Origin of the sequence: Gordonia insulae, from assembly GCF_003855095.1 — a bacterium.
Taxonomy (GTDB): domain Bacteria; phylum Actinomycetota; class Actinomycetes; order Mycobacteriales; family Mycobacteriaceae; genus Gordonia; species Gordonia insulae.
On sequence record NZ_CP033972.1, the window covers coordinates 1,908,377 to 1,928,771 of the forward strand.

At 68.5% G+C, this 20,395-nt stretch carries 17 protein-coding genes and 1 pseudogene; 8 read left to right on the forward strand and 10 right to left on the reverse strand.

Translation table 11 applies throughout. The features are described 5' to 3' along the window. Nucleotides 1–35 precede the first annotated feature (35 nt). On the reverse strand, nt 36–1,148 hold the full coding sequence (locus D7316_RS08610; RefSeq protein ID WP_124711206.1) for a lipase family protein: 1,113 nt from the start codon (nt 1,146–1,148) through the stop codon (nt 36–38). Nucleotides 1,149–1,271: 123 nt separating this feature from the next. On the opposite strand from D7316_RS08610, the gene D7316_RS08615 reads away from it, so the two are divergent. After that, nucleotides 1,272–2,012, forward strand: coding sequence for a glycoside hydrolase family 25 protein (locus D7316_RS08615; RefSeq protein ID WP_408609994.1), 741 nt, complete (start codon nt 1,272–1,274; stop codon nt 2,010–2,012). A gap of 12 nt (nt 2,013–2,024) precedes the next feature. Here D7316_RS08615 and D7316_RS08620 read toward each other — a convergent pair whose 3' ends face one another. From D7316_RS08620 to D7316_RS08645, 6 genes are all read right to left on the reverse strand, one after another. Then, a complete protein-coding gene (locus D7316_RS08620) occupies nt 2,025–2,960 on the reverse strand; it encodes a 4-(cytidine 5'-diphospho)-2-C-methyl-D-erythritol kinase (RefSeq protein WP_124707919.1) in 936 nt (311 codons plus the stop codon). Nucleotides 2,961–3,026: 66 nt separating this feature from the next. Further along, the gene (locus D7316_RS08625; protein WP_124707920.1) at nt 3,027–3,596 is read right to left on the reverse strand and encodes a GNAT family N-acetyltransferase; all 570 of its coding nucleotides are present in this window, start codon (nt 3,594–3,596) and stop codon (nt 3,027–3,029) included. Nucleotides 3,597–3,602: 6 nt separating this feature from the next. Continuing rightward, entirely contained in the window at nt 3,603–4,517 is a 915-nt protein-coding gene (gene rsmA, locus D7316_RS08630) for a 16S rRNA (adenine(1518)-N(6)/adenine(1519)-N(6))-dimethyltransferase RsmA (RefSeq protein ID WP_124711208.1), read from the reverse strand. Then, nucleotides 4,481–5,599 carry a resuscitation-promoting factor gene (locus tag D7316_RS08635; RefSeq protein ID WP_232016830.1) on the reverse strand — a complete coding sequence of 373 codons (1,119 nt, stop codon included), beginning with the start codon at nt 5,597–5,599 and terminating at the stop codon, nt 4,481–4,483. The genes rsmA and D7316_RS08635 overlap by 37 nt, the downstream gene beginning before the upstream one ends. A 142-nt stretch (nt 5,600–5,741) precedes the next feature. Continuing rightward, the gene (locus D7316_RS08640; protein ID WP_124711210.1) at nt 5,742–6,629 is read right to left on the reverse strand and encodes a TatD family hydrolase; all 888 of its coding nucleotides are present in this window, start codon (nt 6,627–6,629) and stop codon (nt 5,742–5,744) included. A gap of 44 nt (nt 6,630–6,673) precedes the next feature. After that, a complete protein-coding gene (locus D7316_RS08645; protein WP_124707921.1) occupies nt 6,674–7,528 on the reverse strand; it encodes a PhzF family phenazine biosynthesis protein in 855 nt (284 codons plus the stop codon). Nucleotides 7,529–7,745: 217 nt separating this feature from the next. On the opposite strand from D7316_RS08645, the gene D7316_RS08650 reads away from it, so the two are divergent. From D7316_RS08650 to D7316_RS08675, 6 genes are all read left to right on the forward strand, one after another. Beyond that, nucleotides 7,746–8,471 (forward strand): GntR family transcriptional regulator, encoded by a 726-nt coding sequence (locus D7316_RS08650; RefSeq protein WP_124707922.1) that lies wholly within the window; start codon nt 7,746–7,748, stop codon nt 8,469–8,471. Nucleotides 8,472–8,528: 57 nt separating this feature from the next. After that, on the forward strand, nt 8,529–9,239 hold the full coding sequence (locus D7316_RS08655; RefSeq protein WP_124707923.1) for an HAD family hydrolase: 711 nt from the start codon (nt 8,529–8,531) through the stop codon (nt 9,237–9,239). Further along, complete coding sequence (locus tag D7316_RS08660) at nt 9,236–11,587, forward strand: glycoside hydrolase family 65 protein (RefSeq protein WP_124707924.1); 2,352 nt, start codon at nt 9,236–9,238, stop codon at nt 11,585–11,587. Before D7316_RS08655 ends, D7316_RS08660 begins: the two co-directional genes overlap by 4 nt. Before the next feature lie 61 nt (nt 11,588–11,648). Further along, nucleotides 11,649–13,211: a methionine--tRNA ligase gene (gene metG, locus D7316_RS08665; RefSeq protein ID WP_124707925.1), complete on the forward strand. Its 1,563-nt coding sequence runs from the start codon at nt 11,649–11,651 to the stop codon at nt 13,209–13,211. Continuing rightward, a complete protein-coding gene (locus D7316_RS08670) occupies nt 13,208–14,395 on the forward strand; it encodes an aminodeoxychorismate synthase component I (protein WP_124707926.1) in 1,188 nt (395 codons plus the stop codon). Before metG ends, D7316_RS08670 begins: the two co-directional genes overlap by 4 nt. Nucleotides 14,396–14,537: 142 nt before the next feature. After that, nucleotides 14,538–15,812, forward strand: a complete 1,275-nt coding sequence (locus D7316_RS08675) for a helix-turn-helix domain-containing protein (RefSeq protein ID WP_124707927.1) — start codon at nt 14,538–14,540, stop codon at nt 15,810–15,812. Here the strand turns inward: D7316_RS08675 and rsmI are convergent. Then, nucleotides 15,745–16,544: pseudogene (rsmI, locus tag D7316_RS08680) on the reverse strand (16S rRNA (cytidine(1402)-2'-O)-methyltransferase). The gene D7316_RS08675 and the pseudogene rsmI sit on opposite strands and share 68 nt — an antisense overlap. Before the next feature lie 230 nt (nt 16,545–16,774). Here rsmI and D7316_RS08685 point away from each other — a divergent pair. After that, the gene (locus tag D7316_RS08685) at nt 16,775–18,295 is read left to right on the forward strand and encodes a dolichyl-phosphate-mannose--protein mannosyltransferase (RefSeq protein WP_232017155.1); all 1,521 of its coding nucleotides are present in this window, start codon (nt 16,775–16,777) and stop codon (nt 18,293–18,295) included. Here the strand turns inward: D7316_RS08685 and D7316_RS08690 are convergent. Next, on the reverse strand, nt 18,231–19,907 hold the full coding sequence (locus D7316_RS08690; RefSeq protein ID WP_331852564.1) for a BCCT family transporter: 1,677 nt from the start codon (nt 19,905–19,907) through the stop codon (nt 18,231–18,233). The two genes, D7316_RS08685 and D7316_RS08690, sit on opposite strands and share 65 nt — an antisense overlap. A 95-nt stretch (nt 19,908–20,002) precedes the next feature. Beyond that, nucleotides 20,003–20,374, reverse strand: a complete 372-nt coding sequence (locus tag D7316_RS08695) for a GntR family transcriptional regulator (RefSeq protein WP_164473866.1) — start codon at nt 20,372–20,374, stop codon at nt 20,003–20,005. Nucleotides 20,375–20,395 lie beyond the last annotated feature (21 nt).

The window sequence follows — 20,395 nt, forward strand, 5'->3', positions numbered from 1 at the left end:
TCCCGGCCGTGGTCGCCTCCGACCGCCGAGTGGGGTCAACCCCGCGCGAAGTACCCGGCGACGGTCCGGAACGCGTCGGCACTACCGGCCCGTACCACCTGCATGTGGTTCACCCCCGGGTACGGGACGAGACTGACATCTGTTCCAGCCGTTCGCATCTGCGACACGAGTGCGAGGCTGAGCGGGAACGGGACGGTCGTGTCGGCGACGCCGTGCTCGATGCGGATCGGTGTCCGGTAGCCGCCGGCCGGGACGGCCAGGTAGTCGGCGAGGGCGGCGGTGAACCGCGGATCGGTGAACGGTTTGGCCACCAGCGTGCCGGGCGGGACGTCGGCGAGCGCCGTGGAGAGCTCGAAGACACACAGGCCGCGCGCCCGCTCCAGCCAGGCCCGGCCGCTCGGCGTGAGATATCCGGTGACGTTCAGATCGGGTCGCGCATGGTCGAGGCCCGACAAGATGTAGAGGATCAGACCGCTGAACGCGTTGTAGCGCCCCAGATCGGGCACACCGGGCGCCATCAGCGGCACGACACGTTCGATGTTCGACGCGGGCGCGAACGCCACGGTGCCGAGCAACGGCAACTCGGGCGCGTACCGCGGTGCCATGTGCGCCGCCCAGATCGCGGAGTGACCACCCTGCGAGTGCCCGCTCGACACCCACCGTCGGGACAACGACGGATCCACCGCCCTCGATGCGCGGATCATGTCGATCACCGAATACGCGGCGGCGCGACCGCCCAGATACTCTGCGGTGCCCCCGCTGCCCAGTCCGGGATAGTCGGTGGCCGTCACCGCGTAGCCGGCACGGAGGGCGGTACCGATGGTGGGTTCGAGCTCGTCTCGCCGCGCGCCCGACGACATGCTCGGTGAGCACTTGTCGGAGATCCCGCTGGTGCCATGCGCCCAGGAGAAGACCGGCCATCCGCCCGCGGGCGCCCGGCCGGGCGGCAGATACAGGGCTCCGGTGCTGGTCACAGGTCGACCGGCCTGATCTCGCGTCACGTACAACAATCGTCGGCCCTCGCCGGCACCGGACGGCAGCTGTGCCGCCGGCAGCGCCGACTGTTGCAGCACCGATCCGGCCCGGGCCGGCGGTGCGGCGGCAGCGACACCGACCACCCCCGCCGAGATGACCGTGACGATCACCATCGCCGACGCGAACGATCCACCCAACCTCGTGAGAACCCGCACGGTGGGGACCCTACGCACCGATCGCGGTCCGGACTGCCGAATGGTCAGCGAAGGTCGGCAGACTGACCTAGCGTGAAGCCGGTGATCCTTCGTCGAATGATCATCACCGCGACCATCGCCACCACCGTCGGCCTCACCGCCACGATGGGGGTGACTCCGGCGGCGTCGGCGGCACCGCAGGTGGGACCCGACGTCTCGAGCCATCAGCATCCCGGCGGCGCATCGATCAACTGGTTTGCGGTGCGTGCGTCGGGGCAACAGATCGCGATGGTCAAGGCAACCGAATCCACCTGGTACGTCAACCCGTATTTCGTCTCCGACAGTCTGGCCATGCGCGCCGCCGGGCTGATCCGCGGCACCTATCACTACGCCGACCCGAGTCGTCCGGCCGCGCCGCAGGCGATCTTCTACGCGACGGTCGTACTGGGACAGAACGGCATCCTCGACCTGCCGCCGGTGTTGGATCTCGAACATTCCGGCGGTCTCGGACCGCGCGCCCTGGCTGCCTGGACACGAGAGTTCTTCGCCGTCCTCGAACCACTGACCGGCCGCAAGACGATCCTCTACACCTACCCGAACTTCTGGAACACGGCGATGGGCGCGACCCGCGAGTTCGCCGACCATCCGCTGTGGATCGCGTCGTACAACGGCCGCAGCGCCCCGCAGATGCCCCGCGGAGGGTGGCGGACGTGGCGGTTCTGGCAGTTCACCAGCTCCGGGTACCTGCCGGGTGTGCCGACGCGGGTCGACCTCAACCGCTACAACGGGTCCATCGCATCGCTACGCGCATACGGCAACGCGATCAACGTGTTCGGGAGCTGAGGACCGGGGACGCTACTCGACGACGACCCGTGCGCCGGGCACCGGTCCCTTGGCCGTCCGCACGGCGCGCGCGACGCCCGCTCCGGACAGTTCGGCGGCGACGTTGACCGCAGACGTCTCGTCGGCGCAGAGGAAGGCGCAGGTCGGTCCCGACCCGGACACGATCCCGTTGAGCGCGCCGGCATCGATACCGGCGCGCAGGGTGCGACGTAGCGCGGGCTGCAGGCTGAGGGCGGCCGGTTGCAGGTCGTTGCGCAGCAGTGGTGCGACCACGCGCGGGTCCCCGGAGGTGAGCGCGGCCATCAGCGCATCGGGCCGTTCGGTCTCGACGTCGGTGACAGAACGGTTCTCCCGCAAGCGATCCAGTTCGTGGTAGACCGCCGGCGTGGACAGCCCGGACCGCGAGATCGCCAGCACCCAATGGAACTCGCCTCGCGCCAGGATGGGCATCAGCTGCTCCCCGCGTCCGGTACCCAGTGCAGTGCCGCCGTGCAACGCGAACGGGACGTCGCTACCCAGGCCCGCGGCGATCTCGGACAGTTCGGTGCGCTCGATACCGAGATCCCACAGATCGACGACACCGACCAGCGCGCCGGCGGCGTCGGCGCTGCCACCGGCCATCCCACCGGCCACCGGAATCCGTTTCGTCACCTCGATGGCGACCTTCGGCGCCCGCTCCGCCCGACGCGCCACCTCGGTGACCGCGCGGGCGGCGAGATTGGTGCCATCGGCGGGCACCTCGGCGGCGCCCTCCCCCTCGGTGGTGATCCGCAGTTCGGTGGACGGGCTCACCCGGACGTCGTCGTAGAGCGACAGCGCCTGGAACACCGTCATCAGGTCGTGGTAGCCGTCCTCGCGAAGAGGGCCGACACCCAGGTAGAGATTCACCTTTGCCGGAACACGCACGGTGACGGCGTCGGACACCACCGACAACGAGGCTCGAGACACAGTGACCCAGGATAATCGACGGCCACCGCAACCCGCCCGCGAGATTCGCGGTCGGGGAATCGACGCTCACCGTGAGGTGCCGAGGACCTCCGGAGGCCACGGCTGAGGCGTTCGCGGGTCGACCGCGAGCAGTACCGCCGTGTGGACGTCGTCGGTGCGGTCCCGCAGCGTCTCGGCGCGGAGTCCGGTGTAGCGGAAGCCAGCCGAGGCGGCGAGGCGCGCCGAGTACACGTTGCCGACCAGCGCACTCCAGCGCACACGGTCGATGCGCAGCGTCGTGAACGCGTGGTCGAGGACCGCCGTGACGGCCTCACCGAGGTATCCACGCCCGCGCAGCGCCGCCGCACACCAGTAGCCGATGGACGTCACCCTCTCGTCGCCGACGGGACGGGTGTGCATGCCGACGACGCCGACGAACGTGCCGTCGAGGGTGCGGATCGTCCATGTGTACGACATCGGATCAGGGGCCAGCACGTGCACGAAATGCTCTGCGTCACCGCGGGTGTACGGGACGGGGATCAGGGTGTACCGCTGGATGTCGGGGTCCTGGCAGGCGATGAGGATCGCCTCGATGTCCCCGTCGTCGGGCTGTCGCAACCGTAGGCGTTCGGTCCGCAGTTCGTCGACGTCGCCCATCGCAGATCAGTCGACCGACGCCAGCCGGACGAAATCGTCGACACCCAGCCGCTCGCCACGCACACCCGGATCGATGCCCGCCGCTCGCAGTCGGCGCTCGGCCTCCACCGGGCTGCCGGCCCACGTCGCCAACGCGGAGCGCATCGTCTTGCGGCGCTGCGCGAACGCGGCGTCGATGACGGCGAAGACCTTGGCACGGACGGCGGGGTCATCGGACTGATCGTGGGTGCGGTCCACCCGGACGAGTCCGGACTCGACCTTCGGTTCGGGCCAGAACACATTGCGTCCGACGGCGCCGGCGCGCTTCACGGTGCCGTAGTAGCGCGCCTTCACGCTCGGCACCCCGTAGACGCGACCGCCGGGGCCGGCCGCGAGCCGATCGGCGACCTCTGCCTGAACCATCACCAGAGATGTTGCGATACTGGGGAATTCGCCGAGGAGATGCAGCAGCACCGGCACCGCGACGTTATACGGGAGGTTCGCGACGAGTGCTGTCGGCGCGACCGGCAGATCGGCACGGCGCACCGACATCGCGTCGGCGGTGATCACCTCGAACGACTCCGCCTGGGCCGGCGCGTACTCGGCGACCGTGGTGGGCAGTCGTCCGGCGAGTGTCGGATCGATCTCGACCGCGATCACCCGCCCGGCCGCTCCGAGCAGTGCGAGCGTCAACGAACCCAGACCCGGCCCGACCTCGAGGACCACGTCGTCGGGGCCGACGCCGGACTCGGCGACGATCCGACGCACGGTGTTGGCGTCGTGGACGAAGTTCTGCCCCAGTGTCTTGGTGGGCCGCACGGCGAGCTCAGCGGCGAGCTGCCGGATCTGCGCGGGACCGAGGAGCCTCGGTTCCCGGCGCCCGGAGCCGGTCGGATCGTCGTCGCTCAGCGCAGGCCCAGCTTGGACGAGCAGGACGGCCAGGCGCCCCATCCCTGCGCGGCCTGGGTCTTCGACGCGACGGCGATCTGCTCCTCACGGGTGGCGAGGTCTGCACGCGGTGCGTATTCCAGTCCGCCCCAACGCTCCCAGGTGTTCTGGTCGAACTGCACGCCGCCGTAGAAGCCGTTGCCGGTGTTGATCGCCCAGTTGCCGGTGGCCTCGCACTCCGCGAGCTGATCCCACACTCCGTGCGGCACGAACGGCGCACCGGGTTTGGTGCCGATCCGCACGGTCGCGGCGAGCGGCTCGGTGAGGACCTCGGCGCCCACCTTCTCGCGCTTGACGACCTTGCCGTTGACCATGGTGAGTGTGTAGGTCACCTTCTGCTCGCCCGGCTTGCCCTTCTTGAGGACCACCTTGCGGTCGCGGACGAGGGTCGGATCTTCCTTCTTGATCTCCGGCGGCGCCATGTCCTCGGTCACCGTGGTGTCCATGGTGCGGATGCGGGTGACCTTGATCCGCATGCCGGGGGTCACCGGGGTGTCGGCGGCGGGCACGACCTTGTCGTCGCCGGCGAGCGGCTTCCCGGTCTCGGCGAGCAGGTCTCCGACGGTCTTCGCGGGGACGGCCGGCCGGTAGGTCACGGCACCGTCGGTCAGGACGACCTTCTTGGGGGTGGTGACGTCGATGACGCCGCCGTCGACCGGCAGCGACCCGGCGCGCGGGAAGTTCGTGTCGTTGGCCCCGGCGGCCAGTCCGTGGTCGGCGAGCAGCTGGGGGAGGCTGGCCGCGGTGGTCTGCACTTCCTTGCGCTGGCCGTCGACATCGAGGACGACCGTCTTCATTCGGTGCAGGGTGATCGTCTGACCGTCGCCGACACCGGAGTCCAGCGACGGGGAGACCTGGTCACCGGACGCGGGTTCGAAACCCTGCGAACGCAGCACGGAGTCCACCGACATCGCCATCGTCGAGACGGTGCGCACCTGGCCGTCGACGTTGATCTTGACGTCCTTCTGCATGGCGACGCCCATGATGCCGCCCGCGGTGAGGGTGGCCAGCACGGCGCCGACAGCGACACGGGCACGCGTCGACTGCGACTGGTTGATGCGAGCGAGAACAGACAAGGTTAGACATCCTGTTAGGGGACAACTGCGTCCGCGCTGCAACCACAGAGCGATTCGGAGCCCCCCGGACTACACAGCCCAAATCCGGCCGGAATCGCTGCCCCAGGCAGCGGGATCACAATACGATAACGAACCGGCGTGATTACTGCAAAGGCAGCCGGTAGACGCGCCGGGCGTTGTCCCCCAGGATTCGTGCCATCTCGATGTCGTCGATGCCGCGCACCTCGGCGAGCGCGCGAGCCGTGTAGGGCAGGCAATACGACTGATTCGGCTGGCCACGATAGGGATGCGGCGTCAGGAACGGCGCATCGGTCTCCACCAGGATCTGGTCATCGGGCACCAGTTCGGCCGCCGCACGCAGCTCGGCGGCGTTCGCGAAGCTCACCGTGCCGGCAAAGCTGAGGATGAACCCGCGGTCGACACATTCGCGTGCAACGTTTCGGTCACCGGAGAAGCAGTGCATGATCACGGTCTCCGGCGCCGTCGTCTCCGCCAGGATGTCGAGCAGATCGCGGTCGGCCTCCCGGTTGTGGATCATCAGCGGCTTGCCGATCCGCTTCGCGAGGTCGATGTGCCAGCGGAACGCCTCGGCCTGCGCATCGGGGCTCGCGCACGATTCGGACTTGCCGGGCCAGTAGTGGTCGAGCCCGGTCTCCCCCACCGCGACGACCCTCGGATCGGCGAGCATCTGCTCCAGCTCGGCCTTCGCGGCGTCGTCGAGTTCGGCCGCATGGGTCGGGTGCAGCGCCACCGCGGCGAACGCCCGCCGGTCCCAGTGCGCCGCCTCGACCGCCCAGCGGGCGTCGACCATGTCGTCGGCGACGGTCACCACCTGACCGACGCCGACCCGCTCGGCGTGATCGAGGATGGCGCGGACCGATTCCGCATCCCGCCCACCGCACGCGGCGAGGTGGGTGTGCGCGTCCACCAGGCCCGGCAACGGGATGGGGTCCGGCGGCGGCTCCCGGCGACGACGCTTGCGGGCGGCCTTGTTGCTCTCGGTCTCGGTCCCCGCGTCGACGCCCCCCACACTCCGCGCGGCAGCAGGGGTGTCGACGGACCCGGAAGTCTCGGTCACAGCTCCACTGTGCCAGCGATGACCGTCGTGGCCGCACCGCCCACCCAGATGTCGGTCCCGTCGTCGGTGACGTGAACCCGACCGGCCCGGCCCAATGCCGTGCCCTGGGCCGTCACATAGGACGCCGGCGCCAGGCCGTCGCGGCGCAACCATGTCGCGATACCCGCGTTGAGGCTCCCGGTCACCGGGTCTTCGGCGATGCCGAAACCGGGCGCGAACGCCCGGACCTCGAAGACCACGTCGGGTTCACCGGGCAGGCCGTCCGGATGCGGCCCGATCAGGCCCACCTCGTGGGTGCCGAGTGCCGCCATGTCCGGCTCGACGTCGATCACCCGCCGCCCCGACGACAGCATCAGCGCCATCCAGTCGGGGCCGTTGACGACCCACTCCGCGCCGACGACCTCCTCGGGGCCGATGCCCAGCGCCGCGACCACGTCCCGGACGATCTCGTCGTCGACCGGCCCCGACCTGCGCAGTGGTGGCGCCGCGAAGGCGAGTCGAGCGTCGGCGTCGCCGCTCCCCCGCTGGATCGGCACCAACCCGACGCCGCACTCCTGGACGATCCGGTCACCCTTCGGGATTCCGCCGGCCTCGAGCCACGCGTGTGCCGATCCCAGCGTCGGATGCCCGGCGAACGGCAACTCGCCGGCCGGGGTGAAGATGCGCAGTCGGTAGTCCGCGTCGGGATCGGTCGGCGACAGGAGAAAGGTGGTCTCGGAGAGGTTCGTCCAGCGCGCGAACGCCGCCATCTGGTCGTCGGTCACGCCGTCGCCGTCGATGACGACAGCAACCGGATTCCCCGCCACCGGAACGGAGGAGAAGACATCAACCTGAGCGAATCGACGAGTCATCGGTCCATCCTCACCGTGCGACCCGTCGGGGGCCAACCGAATATGCGTGGACGCGCCGGCCGACCAGGTATGTGATTTCATATATCCCACCTCGGGCCGGTACCGTCTCGGCCGGGGCGGATCACAGTCACGGTCGGGGTGACTGTGTCCACCCGTCCGCACCGCGAGTGGAGAGAACCGTGATGGTTGACGCGTCGGCGACGAACCCGAGGCATCGATGAGCCGGACAGCGCTGCGCCGGACGCAACTCACCGACGATGTCGCCGAGCACCTGAGGCACCGGATCATGACAGGTGATCTGCGTCCCGGCGAGTTCATCCGCCTCGATGAGACCGCGACGACGCTCGGGTGCAGTGTGACACCGGTGCGCGAGGCGTTGGTCGCCTTGCGTGGTGAGGGCCTGGTGCGGTCCTCCCCGCATCGCGGGTATGTCGTCGAGACCTTGAACCGCGGCGACATCGAGGACATCTTCTGGATGCAGGCCGAACTGTCGGCGCGCCTGGCATCCCATGCCGCCGGGAGTCCCGCGCTCGACACCCATCTCGCGACGATGCGGGACACCGTCGACTCCCTGGCGGACGCCGTCGAGGCAGGCGACCATGCCAAGGTCCTGGCCGCCGAGTTCGCGTTCCACCGCCAGGTCAATCTCACCGCCGACAGCAAGAAGCTCGCCTGGTTCGTCTACTCCGCCGGCAAATACACCCCGTACTCGCTCTATGCGCGTGACCGCGAGTGGGGCCGCCAGGCCGTCGACAGCCATCGGAGGCTGATCGGCCACCTGTCCTCGGGCGACTCCGCGTCGATCCGCGCGGAGATCCATGCGCGGTTCGCCGACGCGCGTGACCGACTGATCCGACAACTGGATTCGATCGGCTTCTGGGACCAGACGGAGCCCGGGAGTGCGTCCTCCGCGACCTCCGAGCCCGCCACCGAAACGGCCTGACCTCCGATCCGGCCGCATGCCGCGCCAGCCACCGCTCGGACAGGTAGCGTTCCCTCCGTGTTGGGTTTGCCAGATTCCACATCGGTCGCGCTGTTCGATCTCGACGGCGTGTTGACGTCCACCGCGGTGCTGCACCGCAACGCCTGGAAACAGGCGTTCGACGCTTTTCTGTCCGAACGGGATCCGGACGGCTTCGTCCCGTTCACCGAACAGGACTATCTCGACCATGTCGACGGCCGCCGCCGCGAAGACGGCGTGCGCGCCTTCCTGCACTCGCGGCAGATCGACGACGTCGACGCCGACGCCCTCGCCGCCATCGGCGAGGGCAAGAACGAACTCTTCACCGCGACACTGGAACGCGACGGCGTCGATCCCTACCCTGGGTCGGTGCGATACCTGGAAGCCGCACGACAGGCCGGATTACGCATCGCCGTCGTCACCTCGTCGAAGAACGGAGCAGCTGTGCTGGATGCCGCAGGTCTCAGTGAGTTCGTGGAGCTACGAGTCGACGGACTCGAGACCGCCGCGCGAGGATTACCGGGCAAGCCCGCCCCCGACTCCTTCCTCCTCGGCGCCGACCTGATGGGGGTGACACCCGACGGCGCCGTCGTGTTCGAGGACGCGATCTCCGGGGTACAGGCCGCGGTCGCCGGGAAGTTCGGCTACGTCGTGGCGATCGACCGGGTCGGCGGTGGACAGGCCGACGCGATGCGCGAGGCCGGCGCCGACATCGTCGTGAACGATCTCGACGAATTGCTGTCCGCATGAGCCCCAGCGCGATCGAACACGGCTTCGACGTCCACCCCTGGCAACTGCGGTGGCGCGGCCTCGACATCGACATGCTCGGACGCACCGAGACCCTGTTCGCCCTGTCGAACGGGCACATCGGTCTGCGCGGCACGTTCGAGGAGGGCGAGCCGGTCGACCATCCCGGCACCTACCTGAACGGCTTCTACGAGCAGCGCGGGCTGCCGTATGCCGAAAGTGGTTACGGCTACCCGGAATCCGGCCAGACCGTGGTGAATGTGACCGACGGCAAGATCCTGCGGCTACTCGTCGAGGACGAGCCGATGGACCTCCGATACGGACGCACCGAGGAGCACGAACGCGTCCTCGACTTCCGGACCGGCACACTGCGCCGCAACACGTTGTGGACCTCACCCACCGGCCGTACCGTCCGCATCCGTTCCGAGCGCCTGGTCTCGTTCACCAAGCGGACCATCGCCGCCATCCACTACGAGGTGGAGCCGATCGGTGAGGACATGAAACTGGTCCTGCAGTCGGATCTGCTGGCCAACGAACCCGTTCCGGCGCCGGGTAACGATCCGCGCCTGGCCGCCGCACTCGATCAGCCACTGGTCTCGGACCTCTCGGCCTGCCGCAACTACTGGGGCATGCTGGTGCACCACACCAAGAAGTCGGGGCTGCACGTGGCGGCCGGCATGGACCATGAGATCGACTTCCCCGACAAGGCCGACACGTTCATCCGCGCCGACTCCGACCTCGCGCGGCTCACCGTCGCCGCGAACGTGCCGCAGGGCAGCAAACTGTCCGTGACGAAGTACATCGGTTACGGCTGGTCGGCACGCCGATCGGTGCCCGCCCTGCGCGCGCAGGTCGACGCCGCTCTGGCCATGGCCATGGAGACCGGCTGGGACGCCCTCAAGGCCGACCAGATCACCTATCTGGAAGATTTCTGGCGAGACGCCGACGTCGAGCTCGACGGCGATCCAGAACTGCAGCAGGCCGTACGGTTCGCCCTGTTCCACGTGTTGCAGGCCGGCGCGCGCGGGCAGGACCGCGCGATCCCCGCCAAGGGACTGACCGGCCCCGGCTACGACGGCCACACCTTCTGGGACACCGAGAGTTTCATCCTCCCGATGCTCACCTACACCGTGCCCGCGGCCGCCGGCGCCGAGCTCCGATGGCGGCACGCGACGATGGACAAGGCGAAGAGTCGCGCCGCCGAGCTCGGACAGCGCGGCGCGATGTTCCCCTGGCGATCCATCAACGGCGACGAGTGTTCGGGCTACTGGCCCGCGGGCACCGCGGGCGTGCACGTCAGCGCCGACATCGCCAACGCCACGGCCCGCTATCTCCGCGCGACCGACGACGAGCAGTTCGAGACCGAGTGCGGCGTCGAGCTGCTGGTCGAGACGGCCCGTTTGTTCGCCGGCCTCGGACATCACGACGTGAACGGCCGATTCCGCATCGACGGCGTGACGGGTCCGGACGAGTACACCGCCGTGGTGAACAACAACGTGTTCACCAATCTCGCTGCGCAACAGAACCTTCGGGATGCGGTCGCGGCAGTGCACCGCAGGCCCGACCTCGCCCGCGAGTACGGTGTGACGGTCGCCGAGGCGGCACATTGGGAGTCCTGCGCCGACGACATGACGATTCCGTTCGACGAGGCGTTGGGGGTCCACCAGCAGTGTGAGTCCTTCACCCTGCTGAGCGCCTGGGACTTCGAGGCCTCGGTCGGCAAGTACCCACTGCTACTCAACTATCCGTACTACGACCTCTATCGCAAACAAGTGGTCAAGCAGGCCGACCTCGTGTTCGCGATGTACAACTTCGGCTCGAGCTTCACCCCCGAGCAGAAGCTGCGCAACTTCGACTACTACTACCCGTTGACCGTGCGCGATTCGTCGCTCTCGGCATGTTGTGAAGCGGTCGTCGCGGCCGAGGTCGGCTACCTCGACCTGTCCTACGATCTGATGTGCGAGTCGGTGTTCACCGACCTGCACGATCTGCACAGCAACGTCTCGAGTGGCCTGCACATCGCCGCGCTCGCCGGTGCCTGGACCGACTGCGTGGCCGGCTTCGGCGGCATGCGCGACTTCGGCGGCAAGATCACCTTCGCACCGCGCCTGCCGAACCGACTCTCCTACCTCTCGTTCCGGATGACGGTCGGCGAGACGAAGATCGTCGTGGCCATCGATCGCGAGACGGCGACCTATCGCCTCCTGTCGGGTCCGCCGATCGATCTCGCCCACCACGGCGAGAAGTTCACGCTCGCGTCGGCGCCGGTCACCAAGCACATCACCGAACTCGTCAAACGCGAGGCGCCCAAGGCGCCGCCGGGTTGCGAGCCGTACCGCCGGTTCGACTAGGTGCGGGTGCGACCCACCACGCCCGCACCATCGAACGACCACCAAGTATTCTGGCGGCACCATGACCGACGATCCGAGCAGCCCCCCGCACGGCGCTGGTGAACCGTTCTACATCACCACCGCGATCGCCTACCCCAACGGTGCTCCGCACATCGGGCACGCCTACGAGTACATCTCGGCGGACACACTTGCGCGGTTCAAGCGACTCGACGGCTTCGACGTGCGGTTCCTCACCGGCACCGATGTGCACGGGCAGAAGATGCAGCAGACGGCGGAGGCCGAGGGCATCGCGACGGCGGACCTGGCGAACCGGAACTCCGATCGGTTCCAGAAGCTGCAGGAACGACTCGGTTCGAGCTTCGACCGCTTCATCCGGACCAGCGACGCCGACCACAAGGTCGCATCCGAGGCGATCTGGCAGCGCATGTCCGACGCCGGCGACATCTACCTCGACGCCTACTCGGGCTGGTACGACGTGCGTGACGAGAGCTTCTACGCCGAGGCCGACACCACTGTCGACGAGGCCGGGAATCGCGTGGCGTCCGACACCGGACACGTCCTGACGTGGACGGAGGAGCAGACCTACTTCTTCCGGCTGTCCGCCTATCAGGACAAGCTGCTCGAGCTCTACGAGACGCACCCGGAGTACCTGCGTCCCGATGTCCGCCGCAACGAGATCGTCAGCTTCGTCAAGGGCGGCCTCACCGACCTGTCGATCTCCCGCACGACCTTCGACTGGGGCGTTCCCGTACCCGGCCATCCCGATCACGTCATGTACGTGTGGGTGGACGCCCTGACCAACTACCTGACCGGTGCCGGCTTCCCCGATGACGCCGCCACCTTCGACCGCTACTGGCCGGCCGACCTGCACATCATCGGCAAGGACATCATCCGGTTCCACTGCGTGTACTGGCCGGCGTTCCTGATGAGCGCGGGCATCGAACTGCCGAAACGCGTGTTCGCCCACGGCTTCCTGTTCAACAAGGGCGAGAAGATGAGCAAGTCGGTCGGCAACGTCGTCGACCCCGACAACCTCATCGACGAGTTCGGACTCGACCCGGTGCGCTACTTCTTCCTGCGTGAGGTCTCCTACGGGCAGGACGGCAGCTATTCCACCGATGCGATCATCAGCCGGATCAACGCCGACCTCGCGAACGAGTTCGGCAACCTGGCGCAGCGGACGCTGTCGATGATCGGCAAGTACTTCGACGGCGTGGTGCCCACCCCGGGCGGACAGACCCCCGAGGACACCGTGCTGATGGAACGCGCCGAGGGCCTGTTGCCCAGGGTGCGTGACCATTTCGACGTCCAGGCAATCCATCTCGGCATCGAGGCGATGTGGTCGGTGCTCGCCGACACGAACCGCTACATCTCGTCGCAGGAGCCCTGGAAGCTGGCGAAGACCGACCTCGATCGCACCGCCACGGTCCTCTACGTGTGCGCCGAGGTGGTCCGGATCGTCGCGCTGCTGGCGCAGCCGGTGATGCCCGAATCGACGGCGCGACTGCTGGATCAACTCGCCGTCGATGCCGACAACCGCCGGTTCACCGCCGTCGACGATCGGCTCGTCGCGGGCACACCGCTCCCCAAACCGTCGCCGGTCTTCCCCCGCTACGAGGCGTGACCGCACCGGCGCTCGACGTCCTGCGTGCGCTGCATGCGCACACGGTCTCGTCCGGGATGCCGCCGCCCGCCGCCCTGATCGGCGACTGGTGGGGCGCCGACGCCGTCATCGCGCCCTCGATCCACCTCCGCCCGGGATTCGCCCCGCCCGACGACCCCGAACGATTCTGGTTCGGCTATCTCGGATTCCCGGTCCGCACCACGGAATCCGCGCTGCCGGCCGCGGTCGGCGGACTCACCGACCAGATCCTCGTCCTGGCCGACGGACGATGGCGATACGAGAGCGTCGACGGGACCCCGTGTCCCGCATGGGTCGAGGATGCCCTGGCACACCCTGTACCGCCGCGCGACGACGCGTGGTCGGCGACCTGGACGGCACCCCGACGCGAACCACACCTGGCCGCGATCGAGCAGTGTCTGGCGGCCATCCGCGCCGGAGAGGTCTATCAGGCGTGTGTGTGCACGAGGTTCACCGGCACGGTCACCGGCGACCCCCTGGAGTTCTTCGGCGCCATCACCAGCGCAACGTTGCCAGCGAAATCTGCTTACCTGCAAGGTCATTGGGGTACGGTGGCGAGCTTCTCGCCGGAGACATTCCTGCGCAGGACCGGCAATCTGATCATGTCGGCGCCCATCAAGGGCACCGTACCGGCGGACGCGGCGCCGGAATCGTTGTCGGCGTCGGCGAAGGACGTCGCCGAGAACGTGATGATCGTGGACCTGGTGCGCAACGACCTGAGTCGCCTCGCGGTCACCGGGACGGTGCGTGTCGCCGAACTCCTCTCCGTGGTGCCCGCCCCCGGCGTCTGGCATCTGGTGTCCCGGGTCGAGGCGATCCTCGACCCGGCCGTCGGGACCAACGAACTGCTGCGGGCGACGTTTCCGCCGGCGTCGGTGACCGGCACGCCGAAACTGCGGGCGGCCGAGTTGCTCGCCGAATGGGAGTCCCACCCGCGCGGCGTCTACTGCGGGGCGATCGGGATGGCCGGGCCCGGCCACGGTCTCGATCTCAACGTCGCCATCCGCACCGTCGCCCTGGCACCCGACGGTTCCGCGATCCTCGGTGTCGGCGGCGGCATCACGATCGACTCGGACCCCGAACGCGAATGGCAGGAATGCCTGGACAAGGCGGCCACCATCGTCGGCGCGAGCAGCGCGACCGGCCCGCCGGGCCGCGGCCGCTGACCCGTGACTGCCCGACCGCTCGGCGCACGACACCGCACGTCCGGCGCCGGGCCGGTGCCGTTCGGCGCGCCGATGCGCACGTTCGTTCGAAAGTCCGACGGACAGTCGGCGGTGCCGACGACCCCTGGGGTAGCATCGGGATATGCGCCAATCCATACTGGCAGGTACGGACGGCACGGGGGGCGCCGGCGGGATCGGTGACCAGCGCGCGGCCGAGATCACCGTCGACCTCCCGGTCCCGAGCACCCGGGCCGAGGTCGTCGCGTCCTGGCAACGCGTGGTCGATGCCGGGGCGGACGCGGACAACCACGCCCCCGCGCATCTCTCGGCGCCGGACGTCAGCGACCGCCGACGGGACAATCCCCTCGGGGAGAGTGCGCAGCGACTCCAGCGCGTCTTCGTGGAGGCCACCGACGACTCCGACCTGATGATGGGCGTCTTCGACGCCGACGGTGTCCTGCTGTGGCGTGGCGGGACCCCGCGTTGGCTGACCGTCGCCGACGACCTCGAACTCGTCGAGGGCAGCCGATGGGACGAGGAATCGACTGCGACCACCGCGGTCAGTCTGGTGATGTCGGATCATCGCGCAACCCGCCTGGTGGGTTCCGAGCATTACAACAGCGCGCTGCATGCGCTCTACTGCGCCGCCGCGCCGATCCATCATCCGCGGACCGGCGCGATGACGGGCATCGTCGGACTGGCCGGACCCATCGGGTCGTTCCAGCCGTCGTCGACGGCATTCGCGGTGAGCATGGCCGCGCTCGGCGAACACGAGATCGCCGCTGCGCACACCCGCTCGCTGGCCGATCTCCGCAAGAACGCAGGCGCTCGCCTGGCCGGGATCCGCGGGCCCGCGCTGCTCGTCGACAGCGACGGTTGGGTGGCCGACAGCCGGGGGTGCACCGCGCCGGACGCCGTGGGCGCGCCCGCCGAGGGGATGCATCAGTTCGTGCCCGGGATCGGCGCCTGCGTCGCCTCGGCGGTCGGCCGCGGATGGCTGCTCCGTCCGGTCGGACCCGCGAGTCCCATTGTCGCCGAACTCGATCTGCGCGGCGAGCCGTCCCTCACGGTGGCCGGCGACGGTGACGAATGGCGCACGGTGCTCACCCGTCGCCATGCCCAGATCCTCCTGCTGCTGGCCGAGGCGTCCGAATCCGGCCTCACCTCGGCACGGTTGAGCCGACTCATCTTCGGTGACACCGGACACGTCGTGACGGTCCGCGCGGAGATGTCCCGGCTGCGTCGCGCCGTCGGCGCCCTGCTGACCAGCCGGCCGTATCGCCTTGCCCCGGGCGTGACCCTGCACATCGCCACCGAGTCGACGGCGGCGGGCGACGGGCGCCGTTTCGTCAGTCCTGCCGATGCGCCAGGACCGCTTGATACAGATCACGGCGGGAAGCACCGCCGTCTCGCGTGACCTGAGCGCACGCGTCCTTGAGTCGCGTTCCGCCGGCGACGAGTTCCTCGACCTCGGCGACCAGATCGGCCATGTCGCGGCGGCGGGGCGCGCCACCCGCGACGACGACGGTGATCTCCCCCGGACGCCGCCCGCCGCCCACTCGGCGAGCTCGCCGACGGTTCCGCGACGCACCTCCTCGTAGGTCTTGGTGAGTTCGCGGCAGACCGCGGCGCGCCGGTCGGGCCCGAGGATGTCGGCGGCAGCGGCGAGCGTGTCCGCCAGCCGATGCGGCGATTCGAAGAACACCGTGGTCCGGGGTTGGTCGATCAGTCCGGTCAGCCAGTCGCGACGCGCTCCGGATCTCCGGGGGGCGAAACCGTCGAAACAGAACCGCTCGGACGGGAGCGCGGAGACCGCGAGCGCTGTGGTCACCGCCGACGGCCCGGGCAGGCACGTCACCGGCAATCCGGCGTCCGCGCAGGCGGCGACCAGCTTGAACCCGGGGTCACTCACCGACGGCATACCGGCATCGGTGATGAGCAGCACCGTCGAGCCCGCGCCGATCGCCTCCACGAGTTTCGGTGTGCGCGCCGCCTCCACCTGGTCGTAGTAGCTCACCAGACTCCCGCCGATCACCACGTCCAGCGATGCGGCGAGGCTGCGCGCGCGGCGGGTGTCCTCGGCGGCGACGATGTCGGCGGAACCCAACGCGGCACGCAGGCGCGGCGACGCATCGCCGGCCTGGCCCATGGGGGTCGCGGCGAGGACCAACCGCCCCTCGCCCGGCCCGTCGTCACCGTCGAGCGGGGGGCGGATCGTCGGGTCGTCGGCGACCTCGTCGGCCGGTTCGCGTGAGTTCATCACTGGTCAGCTTACGAGGGGCCACTACGATCGGACGCGTGACCAACTCCGCCGTCCTCGATCGTCGTCGCGAGGACCGCGGTCTCCCCCGTGGCGACGACCACGGTCGCGCCGAGGATCTGGGTACCCGTCCCGTCCCGGAGATCCCGGCCCCGCTGTTCGGTGCGCCCGACCGGCGACGCGGATTCCTCGTCGGGCTGGTGATCACCGCGGTGGCCGCGCTGACGCGCTTCTGGGGTCTGGCGCATCCCACCGATCAGGGCACCCCGGTCTTCGACGAAAAGCACTATGTCCCGCAGGGGTGGCAGGTGCTGACCGGCGGCAACTGGATCGAGGACAATCCGGCCTACGGTTTGGTCGTCCACCCGCCGGTGGGCAAATGGCTGCTGGCCGCGGGCGAAGCGGTCTTCGGGTACGGCCCGGTCGGCTGGCGGATCACCCCGGCGATCGCCGGGGTGGCGATCGTGGTGTTGATCTACATCGCGGTACGGCGGTTGTCGCGCTCGACGATGGTCGGCGCGATCGCCGCCGTGTTCGCGATCTGCGACGGCGTGCTGTTCGTCCAGTCCCGGATGGGCATGCTCGACATCTTCCAGGCGGTCTTCGTGGTCGCCGCCATCACCGCCCTGATCGCCGATCGCGACCAGGTGCGGGCGCGGATGCACCGCGTCTATCTCGAAGGCCGCATCCACGACAGCGACTTCGGGCCACGGCTCGGTTTCCGGTGGTATCGGTTCACCGCCGGCGTGATGCTGGGCCTGGCGTGCGGCACCAAGTGGTCGGGCGTGTACTTCGTGGTCTTCTTCGCCCTGCTCGCCATCGGGTTCGACGTCGCGGCACGCAAGGCGTACCACGTCCGCCGGCCGTGGCTCGGTGTCCTGCGCCGGGACCTGGTCCCCGCCGGGATGAGCCTCGCGGTGATGCCGATCGTCATCTACTTCGTGAGCTTCATCCCGTGGTTCACCAGCGAGACCGCGGTCTACCGCTACGAGGTGGGCAACCAGATCGGCGTCGGCGGACCGTTCGCCTGGGTGCCCGGCGCGTGGCGGTCGCTCTGGTTCTACGAGGCGGGAATCCTGCAGTTCCACGCCGGACTGACGAACTCGGCGGGCAACCACCATCCGTGGGAGTCAAAACCCTGGACGTGGCCGATGAGTCTGCGGCCCATGCTGTATGCGATCGAGAACGGCCCCGATCAGTGTGGGGGCGGTGAATGCATCCGCGCGCAGATGCTGATCGGCTCACCCGCCCTGTGGTGGGTGGCGCTGCCGATGCTGGCGTGGGGTCTGTGGCGCTGGCTTGTCCGTCGCGATTGGCGCTACGCCACCGTGCTGACCGGCTACGCCGCGGGACTGCTCCCCTGGTTCGCCGACCTCGACCGCCAGATGTACTTCTTCTACGCGACCGTGATGGCGCCGTTCCTCGTGATGGGCCTGGCCTTGTGCTGCGGGGATCTCCTGCGCGCGGTGGCCGCGAGAGCGAGGGCACGTCCCGAAAGACGTGCCCTCGGCATCCTCGTGGTCGCGATCTACGTGGGACTCGTGGTGGCCAATTTCATCTGGCTGTGGCCGATCCTCACGGCGAGTCCGATTTCCCCGGCCCAGTGGCATCAGCAGATCTGGCTGCCGAGCTGGAGCTGAGGAACGTGTCGACGGGCGACGCCGTGGATGGGGCGGACCCGTTCTCGCTCAGGTCGACCGCGGAGAACTCGCCGGTGGAGATCTCGATCGCCTGCTGACGGATGTGCTCGTCGACCTGGTCGCGGAGTTCGAGTCGGGCCACGATCAGCGGATCGTTGCGCAGGTCCTTGTAGAGCGCGAAGCACATCAAGATCATCACGACGACGAACGGCAACGCCGCGATGATCGCCATCTGTTGCAGGCCGCTCAATGCGTCGTCACCGCTGATGGCCAACAGCAGCGCGGCGACCGTGCCGGTCAACACGCCCCAGAAGATCGTCACCCATCTCGACGGGTCGTGTGCCCCGCGTTGGGACAGGGAGCCCATCACCAGCGATGCGGCGTCCGCGCCGGACACGAAGAAGATCGCGACCAGGAACATCACCAACGCGGACGCGATGCCGGTCCATGGAAGGTTGGCCAACACGTCGAACAGGGTGTCCTCCGAGTTAGCGGTGTCCGGATTGAAGTTCATCACGCCGTCGGTCTGCTGCCGGATCGCAGTACCGCCGAACACGCAGAACCAGACCAGCGAGACCGTGGTCGGAACAACCATCACGCCGATGACGAACTCACGGATGGTGCGGCCCTTGCTGATCTTGGCGAGGAACAGGCCGACGAAGGGGGTCCAGGACACCCACCACGCCCAGTAGAAGATCGTCCACGAGGCGAGCCAGGACTGGCCGTCGGCGTCCACGGTCGCACCGGAACGCGCGGACAGGAAGGGCAGATCGTTGAGGTAGGCGCCCAGTGTCGTGGGCAGCAGGTTCATGATGAACACGGTCGGCCCGACGACGAACACGAAGATGGCCAGGATGAGCGCCGCCACCATGTTGATGTTCGACAGCCACTGGATACCGCGGGCGACGCCGGACACCGCCGAGGCCACGAAGGCCGCGGTGAGGATGGCGATCACGGCGACCAACAGCATCGTCGACGGCTCGTCCACCCAGCCGACCTTGGCCAGGCCCGAACCGATCTGCAGTGCACCGAGTCCCAGCGACGCGACCGTGCCGAACAGGGTGGCGAAGATGGCGAGGATGTCGATGACCCGGCCGATCGGACCGTTCTCCCGCCCACGCAGGAACGGCGCGAACACCGCACTCATCAACTGTCCACGCCCGCACCGATAGGTGCTGTAGGCGATCGCGAGGCCGACCACCGCGTACATGGCCCACGGGTGGAATCCCCAGTGGAACATGGTGGTCGCCATCGCCGCGCGGATGTCGGCCTCCGCCATCTCCGGCGGTGCCACGACGAAGTGGAAGAGCGGTTCGTAGGCGCCGAAGAACATCAGGCCGATGCCCATGCCGGCGCTGAACATCATCGCGATCCAGCTGATCGTCCGATACTCGGGCTTGTCGTCGTCCTTGCCCAACGGGATTCGGCCGTACTTGCTGGCCGCGAGATAGATCGCGAAAACGACGAAGCCCGTCGCCGACAGGATGAAGAGCCACCCGAGATTGTCGGTGATCCAACTGAGCGCGTTGTCGCTGGCCGTCTTCAGGCTGTCCTTGTCGGCGATGCCCCAGATCACGAAGCCGATGACGATGACCGCGGTGACTCCGAACACCCACGGATCGATTCCGACGGCCTTCTTCGGCCGTCCCCCTACCGTTCTTGGTTCTGTTATCACTGCTTAACAGAACCAAAGAATGTGCTGTGACTTCAAGTCGATGCTGTTGCTTGTGTCACCAATGTGATAATTGTGGCGTCCGCGATGCCCAGTTCACGCAAGGTTTCCACGAACTCGACCGTGGCCTGTTGGGCCCGGTCGATCGTCGCGTCCGGCCCCGCCTTGATGAACGACCCGTGCCGGCCCCGGGTCTCGATGACCCCCGCGGACTCCAGCTCGCGATAGCTCCGAGCGACGGTGTTGGTCGCCAGGTCGAGGTCGGCGGCCAGCTTCCGGACGGTCGGTAATCGCTGTCCGACCAGCAGTTCCCCACGACCGATGAGATCGACGACGCCCGCGCGCACCTGCTCGAAGGGTGGCGCCGCGCCCTCGTCGTCGATGGTCAGCAGGGCCGCCAGATCCACGGGCACACGGACCTCCTCGGT

Excerpts from the sequence above, each read along its gene's own strand:
- D7316_RS08610 (WP_124711206.1), bottom strand. The coding sequence starts at position 1,148 with ATGGTGATCGTCACGGTCATCTCGGCGGGGGTGGTCGGTGTCGCTGCC.
- D7316_RS08625 (WP_124707920.1), bottom strand. The coding sequence starts at position 3,596 with ATGGGCGACGTCGACGAACTGCGGACCGAACGCCTACGGTTGCGACAG.
- D7316_RS08645 (WP_124707921.1), bottom strand. The coding sequence starts at position 7,528 with ATGACTCGTCGATTCGCTCAGGTTGATGTCTTCTCCTCCGTTCCGGTG.
- D7316_RS08650 (WP_124707922.1), top strand. The coding sequence starts at position 7,746 with ATGAGCCGGACAGCGCTGCGCCGGACGCAACTCACCGACGATGTCGCC.
- D7316_RS08660 (WP_124707924.1), top strand. The coding sequence starts at position 9,236 with ATGAGCCCCAGCGCGATCGAACACGGCTTCGACGTCCACCCCTGGCAA.
- metG (WP_124707925.1), top strand. The coding sequence starts at position 11,649 with ATGACCGACGATCCGAGCAGCCCCCCGCACGGCGCTGGTGAACCGTTC.
- D7316_RS08675 (WP_124707927.1), top strand. The coding sequence starts at position 14,538 with ATGCGCCAATCCATACTGGCAGGTACGGACGGCACGGGGGGCGCCGGC.